The organism is Plantibacter sp. VKM Ac-2880 (assembly GCF_015351235.1).
In the GTDB taxonomy this organism is placed as follows: domain Bacteria; phylum Actinomycetota; class Actinomycetes; order Actinomycetales; family Microbacteriaceae; genus Plantibacter.
This window is the reverse complement of the sequence record NZ_JADKSJ010000001.1, coordinates 993,916-1,007,969: the sequence shown is the minus strand read 5'-3', so window position 1 is coordinate 1,007,969 and position 14,054 is coordinate 993,916. Positions and strand designations below refer to the sequence as shown.

The 14,054-nt window shown below is 71.4% G+C and carries 14 protein-coding genes; 7 read left to right on the top strand and 7 right to left on the bottom strand.

All coding sequences use genetic code 11. The features are described 5' to 3' along the window. Nucleotides 1–5 precede the first annotated feature (5 nt). Nucleotides 6–1,064 (bottom strand): glycosyltransferase family 2 protein, encoded by a 1,059-nt coding sequence (locus ITJ57_RS04960; protein WP_370582198.1) that lies wholly within the window; start codon nt 1,062–1,064, stop codon nt 6–8. Nucleotides 1,065–1,121: 57 nt separating this feature from the next. Continuing rightward, the gene (locus ITJ57_RS04955) at nt 1,122–1,487 is read right to left on the bottom strand and encodes a sterol carrier family protein (protein WP_194669114.1); all 366 of its coding nucleotides are present in this window, start codon (nt 1,485–1,487) and stop codon (nt 1,122–1,124) included. Nucleotides 1,488–1,525: 38 nt separating this feature from the next. On the opposite strand from ITJ57_RS04955, the gene purD reads away from it, so the two are divergent. Genes purD through ITJ57_RS04935 form a run of 4 tightly spaced genes read left to right on the top strand, consistent with a single transcriptional unit; the run spans nt 1,526 to nt 4,664 of the window. Beyond that, nucleotides 1,526–2,791, top strand: coding sequence for a phosphoribosylamine--glycine ligase (gene purD, locus ITJ57_RS04950; protein ID WP_194669113.1), 1,266 nt, complete (start codon nt 1,526–1,528; stop codon nt 2,789–2,791). 19 nt (nt 2,792–2,810) lie between these two features. Then, nucleotides 2,811–3,662, top strand: a complete 852-nt coding sequence (locus ITJ57_RS04945; RefSeq protein ID WP_194669112.1) for an alpha/beta fold hydrolase — start codon at nt 2,811–2,813, stop codon at nt 3,660–3,662. Between the two features lie 52 nt (nt 3,663–3,714). After that, nucleotides 3,715–4,164: an MSMEG_6728 family protein gene (locus ITJ57_RS04940; RefSeq protein ID WP_194669111.1), complete on the top strand. Its 450-nt coding sequence runs from the start codon at nt 3,715–3,717 to the stop codon at nt 4,162–4,164. Next, nucleotides 4,164–4,664: a 2'-5' RNA ligase family protein gene (locus ITJ57_RS04935; RefSeq protein ID WP_194669110.1), complete on the top strand. Its 501-nt coding sequence runs from the start codon at nt 4,164–4,166 to the stop codon at nt 4,662–4,664. Before ITJ57_RS04940 ends, ITJ57_RS04935 begins: the two co-directional genes overlap by 1 nt. A gap of 28 nt (nt 4,665–4,692) precedes the next feature. On the opposite strand, the gene ITJ57_RS04930 is transcribed toward ITJ57_RS04935, so the two are convergent. After that, on the bottom strand, nt 4,693–6,264 hold the full coding sequence (locus tag ITJ57_RS04930) for a DHA2 family efflux MFS transporter permease subunit (protein WP_194669109.1): 1,572 nt from the start codon (nt 6,262–6,264) through the stop codon (nt 4,693–4,695). Between the two features lie 62 nt (nt 6,265–6,326). Next, on the bottom strand, nt 6,327–6,452 hold the full coding sequence (locus ITJ57_RS19610) for a hypothetical protein (RefSeq protein ID WP_255515303.1): 126 nt from the start codon (nt 6,450–6,452) through the stop codon (nt 6,327–6,329). A 43-nt stretch (nt 6,453–6,495) separates the two neighbouring features. On the opposite strand from ITJ57_RS19610, the gene ITJ57_RS04925 reads away from it, so the two are divergent. Beyond that, a complete protein-coding gene (locus ITJ57_RS04925; protein ID WP_194669108.1) occupies nt 6,496–7,440 on the top strand; it encodes a phosphoribosylaminoimidazolesuccinocarboxamide synthase in 945 nt (314 codons plus the stop codon). Between the two features lie 2 nt (nt 7,441–7,442). On the opposite strand, the gene ITJ57_RS04920 is transcribed toward ITJ57_RS04925, so the two are convergent. Both ITJ57_RS04920 and ITJ57_RS04915 read right to left on the bottom strand, forming a co-directional pair. Next, on the bottom strand, nt 7,443–8,147 hold the full coding sequence (locus ITJ57_RS04920; RefSeq protein WP_194669107.1) for a hypothetical protein: 705 nt from the start codon (nt 8,145–8,147) through the stop codon (nt 7,443–7,445). Nucleotides 8,148–8,328: 181 nt separating this feature from the next. Then, on the bottom strand, nt 8,329–9,456 hold the full coding sequence (locus ITJ57_RS04915; protein WP_194669106.1) for an alcohol dehydrogenase catalytic domain-containing protein: 1,128 nt from the start codon (nt 9,454–9,456) through the stop codon (nt 8,329–8,331). Between the two features lie 189 nt (nt 9,457–9,645). Between ITJ57_RS04915 and ITJ57_RS04910 the strand changes: the two genes are divergently transcribed. Beyond that, the gene (locus tag ITJ57_RS04910) at nt 9,646–10,794 is read left to right on the top strand and encodes an alpha/beta hydrolase (protein WP_194669105.1); all 1,149 of its coding nucleotides are present in this window, start codon (nt 9,646–9,648) and stop codon (nt 10,792–10,794) included. Nucleotides 10,795–10,814: 20 nt separating this feature from the next. On the opposite strand, the gene ITJ57_RS04905 is transcribed toward ITJ57_RS04910, so the two are convergent. Continuing rightward, nucleotides 10,815–12,386: a PucR family transcriptional regulator gene (locus ITJ57_RS04905; protein WP_194669104.1), complete on the bottom strand. Its 1,572-nt coding sequence runs from the start codon at nt 12,384–12,386 to the stop codon at nt 10,815–10,817. Between the two features lie 158 nt (nt 12,387–12,544). Here ITJ57_RS04905 and gabT point away from each other — a divergent pair, with 158 nt between their 5' ends. Further along, complete coding sequence (gabT, locus tag ITJ57_RS04900) at nt 12,545–13,906, top strand: 4-aminobutyrate--2-oxoglutarate transaminase (protein WP_194669103.1); 1,362 nt, start codon at nt 12,545–12,547, stop codon at nt 13,904–13,906. The last annotated feature ends 148 nt before the right edge of the window (nt 13,907–14,054 follow it).

Below are 14,054 nucleotides of genomic sequence, written 5' to 3'. Positions count from 1 at the left end.
ACGGGCTACTTGCGGCTGTGCTCCAGCGATCCGGCGCGCATGGCGGCCTCATCGTTCAGGTCGACGCGGGAGGCGACGTAGTAGCTGCTCCACTTCGCCACGTGGTACGCGGGGTTCATGACGAACCAGTACGCACGGCGCTTCCAGCCGTACTGCCGGTCACGGACGATCCGCTTCGCGTCGCGCAGGGCACCGACGACGGTGTACCCGATCTGCCGCGAGCGCCGCAGTCGAGCGACCGGTTTGCCGATCCGGCGGAGCGCCGTCGTCTCGTCGAAGATGCGCTTGCGGTACTCGTCGAGCGTGAGGTCGTTGGAGTGGATCACCCATCCGCGCGGCGCGTACGCCTTCCGCAGGCCCGCCGCGATGATGTCGGCGCCGAACGCCATGTCCTCCGAGTACGGCAGGTCGCGGTAGGGGATGTCGCCGAGCAGGAGGTCCCGCCGTGTGGCCGAGTTGACGTCGGAGTAGAACGCCAGGGCGTCGAGCAGGCCGCCGTTCCCGTCGGCGAAGCCGTCGTTCGCGAAGACCGTCGTCCCGAAGTCGGGCCCGAAGTTGTTGAAGACGTCGGTGATCTCGTACTTCAGCAGCGGGAAGCAGGTCGGGCGGGCGATCTGCTTGCCCATGACCGCGACGACGTCCATGCCATCGGGGTCGAGTGGCGCGGTGAGTTCGTGTAACCAACGGGAGTCGCCGGGGATCGCGTCGTGCGTCAGGTAGGCGACGTACTTCCCCCGCGCGAGCCGCGCAGCTAGCTGGCGGGTCCGGCCGTGACCGAACTCACTGTTCGGGATGATGTGCAGGCGGACGTCCGGGTGCGCGGCGACGATGTCGAGGGTGCGGTCGGTCGAACCGGAGTCGATCACCAGGGTCTCGAAGGTCCCGTCGTACTCCTGCCCCTCGATCGCGATGAGGATCTGCTCCAGGTACATCTCGCCGTTGTACGTGGGGATGACGATCGTCGCGTCGAGCGTCGTCTCCTCGACGGCGTGGACGGGATCGTGGGTGCCGAGAGGCTCGGCGTCGTCGGGACGGCTCGGCGAGGGATCGATGTTGGAGGTCACCGCACCAATGTACCCGGAGGCCACTGCAGGCGGCCCGGTGGTGGTCGGCGCCTCAGGTCAGCGCGGCAGGAGCAGGGGCACGAGACCGGAGAGGTCCGCCCGTTGCCCCGAGGCGTGGACCGTCCCTCCGGCCATCGCCGTCGCCCAGTCGATGCGACCGGAGGCGAGGGCGAGCCAGGTGGACGCGTCCATCTCGACGACGTTCGGCGGTGTTCCCCGGGTGTGGCGCGGGCCCTCGATGCACTGCACCGCTCCGAACGGCGGCACCCGCACCTCGACGGTGTTGCCCGGCGCCCGCTCGACGAGCAGCTCCAGCAGGTACCGCACCGCGGTCGCCGTGTCGGTGCGCGCCACGGGACCGTCACCGAGCGCCTGCTCGAGCGCGGCACGGCCGACGGCGTCCGTGATCCTGGGTCTGACCATGCATCCGAGGCTAGGGCATTGCGCCTTAAGCTAGACGGGTGAAGATCCTCGTCCTCGGTTCCGGTGCCCGCGAGCACGCCATCATCAAGGCTCTCCTTTCCGAAGAGGCGGGGCACCACATCATCGCCGCACCCGGCAACGCGGGGATCGCGGGCGACGTGACCGTGGTCGGCCTCGACCAGGAGAACCCGTCGATCGTGCGCGACTTCGCCCGCGACGAAGCGGTCGACCTCGTCGTCATCGGCCCGGAGGCGCCGCTCGTCGCCGGCGTGGCCGACAAGCTGCGCGCTGCCGGCATCCCGGTCTTCGGCCCCAACCGCTCCGCCGCCGCCCTCGAGGGCTCCAAGTCCTTCGCCAAGCGCATCATGGACGAAGCCGGAGTGCCCACGGGCCGCGCGGTCCGGGCGGAGGACCTCGACGCGGCGATCGCCGCCCTCGACGAGTTCGGCGCCCCCTACGTCGTCAAGGCCGACGGCCTCGCCGCCGGCAAGGGCGTCCTCGTCACCCACGACCGCGAAGCGGCCATCCAGCACGCGACCAACTGGCTCGGCTACGGCGGCATCCTCGTGGAGGAGTTCCTCGACGGCCAGGAGGTCTCCCTCTTCTTCATCACCGACGGAGAGACGGTCCTCCCCCTCTCCCCGGCACAGGACTACAAGCGCCTGCTCGACGGCGACGCCGGACCGAACACCGGCGGCATGGGCGCCTACTCGCCGCTGCCGTGGCTCGACAACCGCTTCGGCAGCGAGACCGCCTTCGTCCACGAGGTGCTCGAGACGGTCGCGGTGCCGGTCGTCCGTCAGCTGGCCTCTGAGGGCAACCCGTTCCAGGGGCTGCTCTACGCCGGCCTCATCCTCACCGAGCGCGGGATCCGGGTGATCGAGTTCAACGCCCGGTTCGGCGACCCCGAGACGCAGGTCGTCCTCCCCCGCCTGGTGACGCCGCTGTCGGCGCTCCTCCTCGGTTCGGCGACCGGCACCCTCGGTGAGCAGCCGCGCCCCGCGTTCGCCGAAGCCAGCGCGGTCACCGTGGTGCTCGCGAGCCAGAACTACCCGGAGACGCCGGTCACCGGACGCGGGATCACCGGGCTCGACGCCGCGGTCGCCGTGGAGGGCGTGCACCTGGTGCACGCAGCGACGGCGGACGTCGACGGCGGACTCGTCGCCACCGGCGGACGCGTGCTCAACGTGGTGGCGCTCGGGTCGACCTTCGCCGAAGCGCGGGGCCGGGCCTACGAGGCACTGTCGCGCATCGAGCTCGAGGGCGGGCAGTACCGCACCGACATCGCCGCCCGCGTCTCCTGACGCGACGACGACCGACACCATGCCGAGCCTCACGAGTCACGACGGCACGCGCCTGCACGTCGACCTCATCGGCGACGAGTCCCTCCCGCCGCTGGTCGTGCTCGCCGGCGGACCGGCGCGTCACCCGGTCTACCTCGGCGACCTCGGCGGCCTGAGCGCACGCCGGCGGCTCATCGTCCTCCACCAGCGCGGGGTCGGCGAGTCGGACGCCGGCCCGGCCGGGACGACGGCGACGTGGCCGGAACTCGCCGAGGACGTGGAAGCGGTCCGGCTGTGGTTGGGCCTCGACCGCTTCGAGCTGCTCGCCCACTCCGCCGGCACGCGGGTCGCGATCAGCTACGCCGCCCGGTACCCGCAGCACCTCGACCGTCTGTGCCTCGTCACCCCTCCGGCCACCTGGCTGGTGGACGCCGACGACGACAGCGCCGAGATCATCGCCCGGCACGCCGCTGCGGACTGGTACCAGGACTTCCTCGACGCGCTCCCCGCTCTGCTCGCCGCACCGGACTCGGCGACCGGCAACCGGCTCTTCCCCGCGGTCGCCCCCATCGCCTGGGGCGACTGGAACGAGACGGCGCAGGAGCACGAGCGACTGGGCGCCTGGCACCCGGTCGCCCAGGACGCCTTCGTCCACACGCCGACGCCCGACGAGGTCGAGGACCTCCGTGACGCGCTCCGTCACCTCGCCGCGCCCGTGCTCGTCGTCGCCGGATCCGAGGACGGCCTCACGGGACTCGCACCGGTCCTCGACCTCGCGAAGCGGTTCCCACTCGGGCAGGCGATCGTGCTCGACGGCTGCGGCCACTACCCCTGGGTCGAGCAGCCGCGGTCCTTCGGCGCCGCCGTGACCCCGTTCTTCCCCGCCGACTGAGGCCCGACCGCAAGCCCTGCCACCGAGAACCCGTCCGGTGTTGACTGGTGCGGTGCAGACGTTCCTTCCGTACCCCGACTTCCACGCCAGCGCCGAGGTCCTCGACGACAAGCGGTTGGGGAAACAGCGGGTGGAGACGCTGCAGGTCATGAAGGCGCTCATCGTCCCCGGCTACGGGTGGCAGCACCACCCGGTGACGGCGATGTGGCGCGGGTACCGCCCGGCGCTCATGGACTACCAGGTCGCCACCTGCGCGGTCTGGATGGCACGCGGCCATGCTGACACCTGTCTCGAGAAGACCCTGCTCGCGCTCGCCGACGCCCCGGAGGACCTCGAGGCCTACGAAGCGGACGAGTTCCCACTGCCACCGTGGCTCGGACGACCCGAGGTGCATCGCTCGCACCGGTCGAAGCTCCTCGCGAAGGCTCCGGAGTTCTACACGGAGGTGTTCCCCGACGACCCGGCGACGCTGGACTACGTCTGGCCGGTGGCGACGGACTGATGGTGCACAGCGTCGATCTGACCTTCGACGACGAACTCGATGAGGCCGTCCGAGTGCGGTGGCGTGCCCTGTCGGACCTCGGCCTGCCGAGCCTGTCGACGCATCAGGGCGCCAGCAACCGCCCGCACATCACCCTGCTCGCCGGGGAGAGACTGGACCTGCACGGGCGGCCGGCCTTCGAGCCGTTCACCGTCCGGCTCGGGGCGCCGCTGACCTTCCCGCGCCGATCGGGCGCGGTGCTCGCGCTCGGCGTCGTGCCGACCCTGGACCTCCTCGAGCTGCACCATCGGGTCGCCGCCGTGGTCGAGGGTGGGTTCGACCACACGCGACCGGGAGCCTGGACGCCGCACGTCACGCTCTCCCGACGCATCGTCACGGAGCAGACCGGAGCCGCGCTCGAGGCGCTGGCCTCGCTCGGACCGCTTCCGGACGGCGAGGTCCTCGGCCTCCGGTTCTGGAACGGCGACACCAGGACGGTCACGGAGCTCGATGCCCCCTGACCCGACCCGGTGCCGCCGCAGCGTCCGGCTACTCCGTCTCGACCCGCGCAGCCTCGGCGGCCGCAGCGGCTTGGCCGTGCTGGGTCTCGGGCGTCGACCACGCCGCAGCCTTCGGCTTCTGGAAGAACAGGACGATGATCGCACCGAGGAGGGCGAACCCCGCCGGGAGGAGCAGCGACTGCGACATCGCCGCGGTGAAGCCCGCATGCAGGGCCTCGGGGAGCTCCCCACCGGTCACCTCGCTCACGCCGCCGGTCGCCCCACCGGGAGCCGCCGGGAGTTCCGCCGCGAGTCGGCCCTGGATGAGGGCGGCGATGGCGGCGCTGCCGAGGACGGCACCGATCTGACGGGTGGTGTTGAAGACACCCGAGCCGGCGCCCGCCTGGTGCTGCGGCAGACCACGGGTGGTGAGGTTCGAGACCGGACCCCACATGAACCCGTTCGCCAGACCGAGGACGGCGCTCGGGAGCAGCAGCATGAGGATCGGCTGCTCGGGCGTCAGCAGGATCGAGTACCACCCGAGCGACAGAGCGAGCAGCAGGAGCCCGGCGAGCGCGAACCACTTCGGGTTCACGCGGTCGATGGCCCGACCGACGACCGGCGCCAGCCCGGCTGACAGGACGGCCATCGGGACGAGCATGAGCGCCGACTGCGTCGGCGTCAGCCCGCGCACCGTCTGGTAGAAGAACACGAGCGGCAGCGACAGGCTCGTCACCGTGAAGCCGATCGTCGAGATCGCGAGGTTGCCGACCGAGAAGTTGCGGTCGCGGAAGAGCGCCAGCGGGAGCAGCGGCTCGCCCTTCATGACGGCCTGCCAGACGACGAAGAGGGCCAGCACGACGACCCCCGCGATGATGAGGCTCCACACGGTGATCGGGCCGGCGATCGTCCCCCACTCGTAGCTCTGGCCCTCCTGGATGCCGAACACCAGCAGGAACATGCCGAGCCCGCTGAGCACGACGCCGAGGATGTCGAAGCGGTGCGGGTGCGTGGCGAGGGCGGGCACGTTGCGCCAGACCATGACGAACCCGACGATGCCGACGGGCACGTTGATGAAGAAGATCCACTCCCAACCGAAGCCGTCGACGAGCACCCCGCCGAGGATCGGGCCGACGAGGGTCGCGACACCGGCGGTCGCACCCCAGAGACCCATGGCCGCACCGCGGCGGTCGGGCGGGAAGATACGCGTGATGACGGCCATCGTCTGCGGGGTCATGAGCGCGGCACCGAGCCCCTGCACGACGCGCGCGACGATCAGCATCTCGATGGTGCCGGAGAACCCGCACCAGAGCGACGCGAGCGTGAAGACGACGAGGCCGACGAGGTAGAGGTTCTTCGGCCCGAAGCGGTCGCCGAGGCGGCCGGTGATGAGCAACGGCACCGCGTAGGCGAGCAGGTACGCGCTCGTCACCCAGATGACGTTGTTGATGTCGGTGTCGAGGCCGCGCATGATCGCTGGGTTCGCGACCGACACGATGGTGGTGTCGATGAGGATCATGAAGAAGCCGATGACCAGGGACCAGAGGGCCGGCCACGGCCGCACCGCTCCCGGGGTCGGACCGCTGACACCCTGCGGTGGCGTGGACGAGGAGGTGGACATGGTGTCTCTTTCTGCGGGGAGGAGGTCGCGCGGGCGCTGGCTGGTCAGGTGTCCCCGACCGTTCAGCCGGTTCCGGCGGAGGAGGTCGAGCGGAGGGTGGACACCGAAGGGGTGGCCGACTGCTCGTGGAGTGGGGCGACGGCACCCGGCACGTGCCAGCCGAGGGGGCGGGTGGAATATACGCCCATGCACCTACCCTCGCAAGCCGGCCGTCGGTCCCCCGGCTCGCCGATGCACGATACTGGTGGGGTGAGCGCATCCTCGGACACCAACGACTGGAACCACGTCTACTCGGGCAAGGTCCGGGACCTGTACGAACCGGCCGACGGCCCCGAGGACGTCCTGCTCGTCGTGGCGAGCGACCGCGTGAGCGCGTTCGACCACGTGCTCGAACCGGGCATCCCCGGCAAGGGCGAGCTCCTCACCAGCCTCAGCCTCTGGTGGTTCGACCAGCTGCGGAACGTGCCGAACCACCTCGTCCCCGACCACCGGCTCGACGACTCGGGCGTCGCGGTGTCGACCATTCCCGCAGCGTTCGCCGGTCGGGCGATGCTCGTCCGGAAGCTCGACATGTTCCCCGTCGAGTGCGTCGTGCGCGGCTACCTCACGGGCTCAGGTTGGAAGGAGTACGTCGCCAGCCGCACCGTCTGCGGCATTCCCCTGCCGGACGGCCTGCGTGACGGCGACCAGCTGCCGGAGCCGCTCTTCACGCCCGCGTACAAGGCGCCGCTCGGCGAGCACGACGAGAACATCTCGTTCAGTCGCATGGTCGAGCTCATCGGCGAGGACGACGCAGTCGCCCTGAAGGACCTGTCGCTCGAGATCTACCGGACGGCGTCGATCACCGCCGAACGCCACGGGGTGATCCTCGCCGACACGAAGTTCGAGTTCGGCCGGAACCCCGAGACCGGCGTCATCACGCTCGGCGACGAGGTGCTCACCTCCGACTCCAGCCGCTACTGGGATCGCGACGTCTACCTCGCCGGCGACGACCCGACCGAGCGGATGGCCAGCTTCGACAAGCAGATCGTGCGCGACTGGCTCGCCCACAACTGGGACCAGCACGACGAGGCGACCCCCACGCCACCGACCCTGCCGTCCGAGATCGTCACGCAGACCGCGGCACGGTACCGCGAACTCCTCGAGCGTTTGACCGGTCTCCCGGCCGCTCGCTGAGCTCAGAGCATCCGTCGACGGGCCCGGAGTCGCGCTCCGTCGGCCGCGATGGCCTGCGCGTCGGGCAGCGGCCCCTCCGGCACGATGACACCCATGAGTTGGGCCGTCTTCTCGAGCGCGTCTCGCGCGTCGTCGGCAGCGAGCCGCGCTTCAAGGAGGTCGCACTCGTCGTCGGCCCCCACCTCGCGTCGAGCCGCGCTGCGCTCCACGAGCTCGCGCTGCAACCGTTCGGCGGTGGCGTACATGCGGGTGAGCGTCCAGAGTGATGTCCAGGAGACGTCGTCGCTCAGGCCGATCAGGTGGTCGTTGAGCGGGTCGACCCAGCGCGACGGCTGGTGACCGCCGTCCAGCCGACGATGGTGGTTCCGCCGCTCGGCCCAGACGAGCAGGAGGACGGCGACGAGGATCACGCCGAGCAGTGCGCCGACGACGTCGAGTCCCGGGACCCATTCCGGGTCGAAGCCGGGGAGTGAGACGGACCGGGTCTCGTCGTGGACGAGCATCCACTCGACGAGCACACCCACGACCGCGCCGACGACGAAGCCGACCAGGAGGAGGAACGTGCCGAGGAGGATGGTGATCCGACGTCGGAGCTGGTGGACGCGCTCCTGACCCGCGGTGAGCTCGCCTCGTTCCGCGAATGGATCCACGACCATGAGGCGGCCACCCACCCGGACCACACCAGGGTGGCGAGTCGTGACCGTCATGGGGCGAGGATACCCCACAAGGTGGGTGATCCGGGGCGGTTTCGGGCCCGGAACCGGCGGGAATCCGCGGGAATGCAGCTGTGCTGGCCCCCGGAATGGGGGGCGCTCGAAGGGGTCACGTCGTGCGTCGGCGATGAATGGCCGACGCACCCTGCGATGCGCGGCTCTGACCGGTGGTGACTCAGGGTCGCACCCCGACCCGGGGGAACGCACCGGACGCTGCGGCGACGAGCGCCTCGTCGACGTCGTCCAGCGCGAACTCGGCACCGACGAGCTCGGCGAAGGGGTAGCGCCGCCAGGCGCCGGTCAGGAAGTCGACCGCTCGTTGCAGGTCACGTGGTCGGGAGTCGTGCACACCGCGCACGGTCAGGAGCCCGCGGACGATGCGCTCGACGTCGATACCGAGCGGCGCGCCGGGTGATTCGCTGCCCACGAGCACCGCCGTCCCGCCGATCGACAGGGCCTCGATCGCGGCGTCGACGCCGCTCGCCTCACCGGACACCTCGAGGGCGACCGGGAAGCCCTCGACACCCACCGCGAGACGCGCGAGGTCGAGATGCTCGGCCGCGCCGGCCGCCGGGTCGACGGTGGCGACCGCCCCGAAGCGCCCGGCGAGCGACCGACGAGCCGGGTCCGGGTCGCTCACCACGACGCGCGCGCCGGCGTCCGTCGCGATGGCCGTGACCGTGAGCCCGAGCATCCCCGCGCCGGTGACGAGGACCGCGGTTCCGGTCAGGTCGCGCCCAGCGGCGTCGAGTGCGGCGATCGCGGTGGCCGTCGCGCAGGAGGCGGGCGCGAAGACGGCGGCGGGCGGCGTCTCCCCGACGATCACGATGGCCGTCCCCTCCAGGAGTTCGACGTGGGTCGCGAACCCACCGCTCAACTCCCACCCGCGGTGCACGCGGTCGTGTCCGTACGTGGCGCGTCGGCGGCAGGTCTGCTGGAGGTCGGCGGAGCACCGGTCACAGACGCCGCAGCTCACGACGATCGACCACACGACGCGCATGCCGGCCACGAGGAGCGTGCCGTCCATCGCCGTCACCGGGCCGCCGACCGCGACGACACGACCGACCTGCTCATGCCCGAGGACGAGGGGCGTCGCCGCTTCACGGTGCCCGAGGACGGTGTGGACGTCGGAGCCGCACACCGTCGCGAGCTCCACCTCCACGAGCACGTCTCCCGACCCGAGCGTGACACCCGGGACCGCCATCGCCTGGTGCCGCGTGCCCGGCCCCTGCCAGACCATGGCGACGGGCGACGGCCGGACGAAGACGTCCTTGCCGACGTGAGCGGTGAGCGTCGTGTGCATGGTTCCCCCGTTGGCGTCCCCGCCACGCTACGAGTGGCACTCGAACGGGGCCGGGACGCCCGGTGAACAGCGGGTGAACCACCGGCGACGGATGCGACCGGCCGCCGCTCCGCCACCACTCGAACGGCTCGGGCCGCCGCCTCTAGACTGCTGTGACCCCACCGTCCCGACGACAGCAGGTGACCCGACATGCCCCTCGATCCCATCTTCGTGGAACGGGCGCGGACGCACCGCGCCTACCTCATCTCGAGTGTGCTCGAGCAGGCGAAGGCGTTCTTCCTCCGGCCGAAGACGACGACCGTGAGGCGGCCGCAGCCGACCCCGGGGACCACGCCGGAACCTGGCCGGCCGCAGGCGACGGCGAAGGCGACGGCGAAGACGACGGCGAAGGCCACCACGGCGGCCCCTCGCCGCAAGAAGACCCGCAAGCAGCACCGCAAGGCGGCCCTCAACTGGGACAAGAAGGAACTCGCCACGGTCGGTGTGCCGGGCCCGACCTTGCGCATCGAGGAGCACACCGTCGCCGTCACCGGGTTCCCCGACGTCCGTGTCCGGCTCTACTACCCGCCGACCTCGGACCAGGGGGCGCTGGTGCCCGCCGTCCTGTCCTGCTTCGGCGGGGCGTTCCGGATCGGCGGCATCGACTACCCGACGACCGACGCGGGCTTCCGGCGGCGGGCGGCGGACGCGGGCGTCGTGATCGCGGCCGTCGACTACGCGCTCGCGCCGGAACACCGGTACCCGACGCAACTCGAGCAGGCGCATGCGGCGCTCGAATGGCTCTTCGCCGAGGCGACGACACTCGGGATCGACGCCGAGCGCATCGCCGTCGCAGGCGTGTCGGCGGGCGGCAGCATCGCTGCGGCACTCACCCTGGTGAACCGTGAGCGCGGCCGGCGCCCGATCCGTCTCCAACTGCTCGAGGTGCCCGTCACCGACCTCACCGGAGGTCACATCGACCTCCGACCCGTCCGTGAGATGGGCATTCCGCGCTTCTTCGCGATCAAGGAGCTGCGGTCCGTGGCGAAGACGTACCTCCTCGACCGCCGTCAGGCGAAGGAGCCCCATGCGTCGCCGCTGCTCGCGCGCTCGCACGCCGGCCTCCCCCGGGCGGTCATCCTCACGGCCGAATACGACCCGCTGCGCGGCGACGGTGCGGCCTACCTCGCCGCCCTCCGTGCCGACGGCGTCGACGCGAGCGGTGTGCTGTACCTCGGCGCGACGCACGACACCCCGATCTTCGGCGGGGTGCTGCCGGCCGCGCGCCGCTGGCACGACGACGTCGTCACCGCCCTCCGTTCGCTCCACGAGGAGCACCCGGCGGCGGCGTCCGAGTAGCGGGCCGGACGCACCCCGACTCAGTCCCCTGCGCTGCCCACGCCCGCGCCGTCGAGACTCACGAGGGCGAGCCAGACCTCGATCCGTGCCGCGAAGGTGTCGAGCGGGCGCCCCAGCAGCCGCTCCACCCTGGTGATCCGGTTGCGCAGGGTGTGCCGATGGATCCCGAGGCGTTTCGCGGCCGGATCCCACTGCCCGTTGGCCTCGAGCCACTGCCGGAGACTCTCGACGAGTGCTGAGCCCTCCTCGCGATCGGCGAGCAGCACGGGCCCCAGGACGTCCTCGGCGATCGGACGTGACCGTGCAGCGTCGAGGAGACCGGTCATCCCGCCGACCGCGACCGCCCCGAACCGCTCGATCGGCTGCCCCTCGGCCATCGCCTGCGCGTGGGCCGACACCGCCTGCCCAGTGCCGAGGGCGAGGTCGGCGAGTCCGACGGCACGCGACAGCCCGAGGTGACGGCCGGGCGTGCCGCCGAACAGCCCCTCGAGCACGGCGTCCGTACCGGGAGCGTCGGACGCGAGCAGGGACAGTCGGCCATCGTGTTCCGCCACGAACAGGTCCCCGGTGGCGAGCGCCGCTGCGCGCTCGAGCTCGCTGAGCAGCGCATCACGGCCGTCCTCGGCGGCGGTCGCGACACCGACACGGACCGTGCCTGTCGGGAGGGGGGTCGCGAGGTCCTCCGCGACGGCCCTGGCGACGTCGGGCTCACCGGCGAGCAGCAACCGCCAGACGCCGACCCGCAACGACCGACCGGCCCGTCCGAGCGCCCCGCCCTGTTCCAGGGTGAGGCCGGTGATCGCGACGACGGAGGTCACGACGCCCTGGGCTGCTGCGTCGAGCGGGCCGGCGGCACCGCCGATCGCGAGCACCCCGCGGAGGTCTCCGCGGCGACCGAGCGTCTGGAGCGAGACCGTCCCGTTCGGGCTCGTGAAGGTCGCCCCCGAGCGTTGGCCGCGTCGGAGGAGCCCCTGCGCCTCCTCCGCGACCCGCTCGAGGAGGCGGTCTCCAACCCGGAGTCGCCCGCCGTCGGCAGCGGCGTCGGCGATGGTCGCGGCGTGGGCGTCGAGCAGCACCACCCAAGCGCCGAGCACACGGGCGAGCTCCGTCACGACCGCGGGCGAGGCGTCCGGGCGGAGCGCTGCGAAGGCGATGGACCGCTGCGCGGCGAGGGCCCAGGCGTCCCGCTCCCGGTCGGCTTCGGCGATGAGGTCGGCGGCATAACGGATGACTGCGATGAACGGGGTGCGGTAGGGCACCTCGAACAGCGGGACGCCCTGCTCGGCACAGGCCTGGGCGAGTTCCGACGGCGGGCCGGCGGTGATGACCTCGGTGCCGAACCCGAGGCCGGCGACTCCTGCCGCCGCGAGGCGGGCGACGTACGCCTCCACCTGCGTGGCGGACACCGCCGTACCGAACTGCGTCCCGGTCGTCAGGACGATCTGGTCCGCGATGAGGAACGGCGTCGGGTCCGGCAGGTCGGAGCTCGACACCCACGCCACCGGGCGGTCGAGCGACCCCGCCGTCCCGGCGACGACGAGCCGGAGGCCGAGGGCATGACGATCGAGGAGGTGCTGCAACGACGGGGCCACGGCGTGAGTCTACGTCGCGGTGCCAATCCGTCCAATGATGTCGGGCAATATCGACACGATGTCGAGTGTTCGGCGGACCGGCGCTGCCTAGCATGGCTGCATCACGAGCGGCCGACGTCGAGGAACGACGCCCGACCGCCAGATCGAACGGAGCATCGATGACGAGCACGAGCAGCGCCCCCACGACCGTCCTCGGCGGACCCTCGCTCCCCCAGGAGCGTCGTCTCGTCACCGCCATCCCCGGACCGATCTCCGAGGAGCTCATGGCCAGGAAGCACGCTGCGGTCGCGTCCGGTGTCGGAACCACGATGCCCGTCTTCGCAGCGAGCGCCGGCGGTGGCGTCCTCGTCGACGTCGACGGCAACTCGCTCATCGACCTCGGTTCCGGGATCGCCGTGACGGGTGTCGGCAACAGCAACCCGCGCGTGGTCGAAGCGGTGACCCGTCAGCTGCAGGAGTTCACCCACACCTGTTTCACGATCACCCCCTACGACTCCTACGTCGACGTCGCCGAAGCCCTGAACCGGCTGACCCCCGGCGACCACGCGAAGCGCACGGCGCTGTTCAACTCCGGCGCGGAAGCCGTCGAGAACGCCGTCAAGATCGCGCGCAGCCACACGAAGAAGCAGGCGGTCGTCGCGTTCGACCACGCCTACCACGGCCGCACCAACCTCACCATGGCCCTCACCGCGAAGTCGATGCCCTACAAGAGCGGCTTCGGGCCGTTCGCCTCCGAGGTGTACCGCGCACCCCTCTCCTACCCGTTCCGCGACGGAGGACTGTCCGGCGCCGAGGCGGCGCAGCGGGCGATCACGCAGATCGAGAAGCAGATCGGCGCGGACAACCTGGCGGCGATCATCATCGAACCCATCCAGGGCGAGGGCGGCTTCATCGTTCCGGCGGACGGCTTCCTCCCCGCCCTGCTCGACTGGGCCCGCGCGAACGACGTCGTCTTCATCGCCGACGAGGTGCAGACCGGGTTCGCCCGCACCGGTGCCATGTTCGCGTCCGAGCACTTCGGTGTCGTCCCGGACCTCATCATCACCGCCAAGGGCATCGCGGGCGGGTTGCCGCTCTCGGCCGTGACCGGCCGTGCCGACATCATGGACGCCCCGCACGCCGGCGGTCTCGGCGGCACCTACGGCGGGAACCCGCTCGCCTGCGTCGCCGCCCTCGCCGCCATCGAGGCGTACGAGGAGGACGACCTCGCCGCTGCGGCCCGCGCGATCGAGACCCGCATCGTCGAACGGTTCACCGATGCACAGGCGACCGACCCGCGCATCGGCGACATCCGCGGGCGCGGTGCCATGATGGCGGTCGAGTTCGTCGACCCCGCGACCTGCGAGCCGGATGCGACGCTCACCGCACGCGTCGCGAAGGCCTCGCACCAGGCCGGTGTGATCGTGCTCACCTGCGGCACCTACGGCAACGTGGTGCGGTTCCTCCCGCCGCTCACCATCCCGCTCGAGCTGCTCGACGAGGGACTCGACGTCGTGCTCGAGGCGCTCGCCACGAACTGACGCCCCACCCGTCGGCAGCGCTCCCCGAGCCTGTCGACGGGCGGAACGCCACGAGCCCGCTCCCCAGCACCCCCGGCGCCACGACGACATCGCAACCCCGCTCCCCGAGCTTGTCGGGGGGCACCCACGCTGAAACACTGTCACCGAC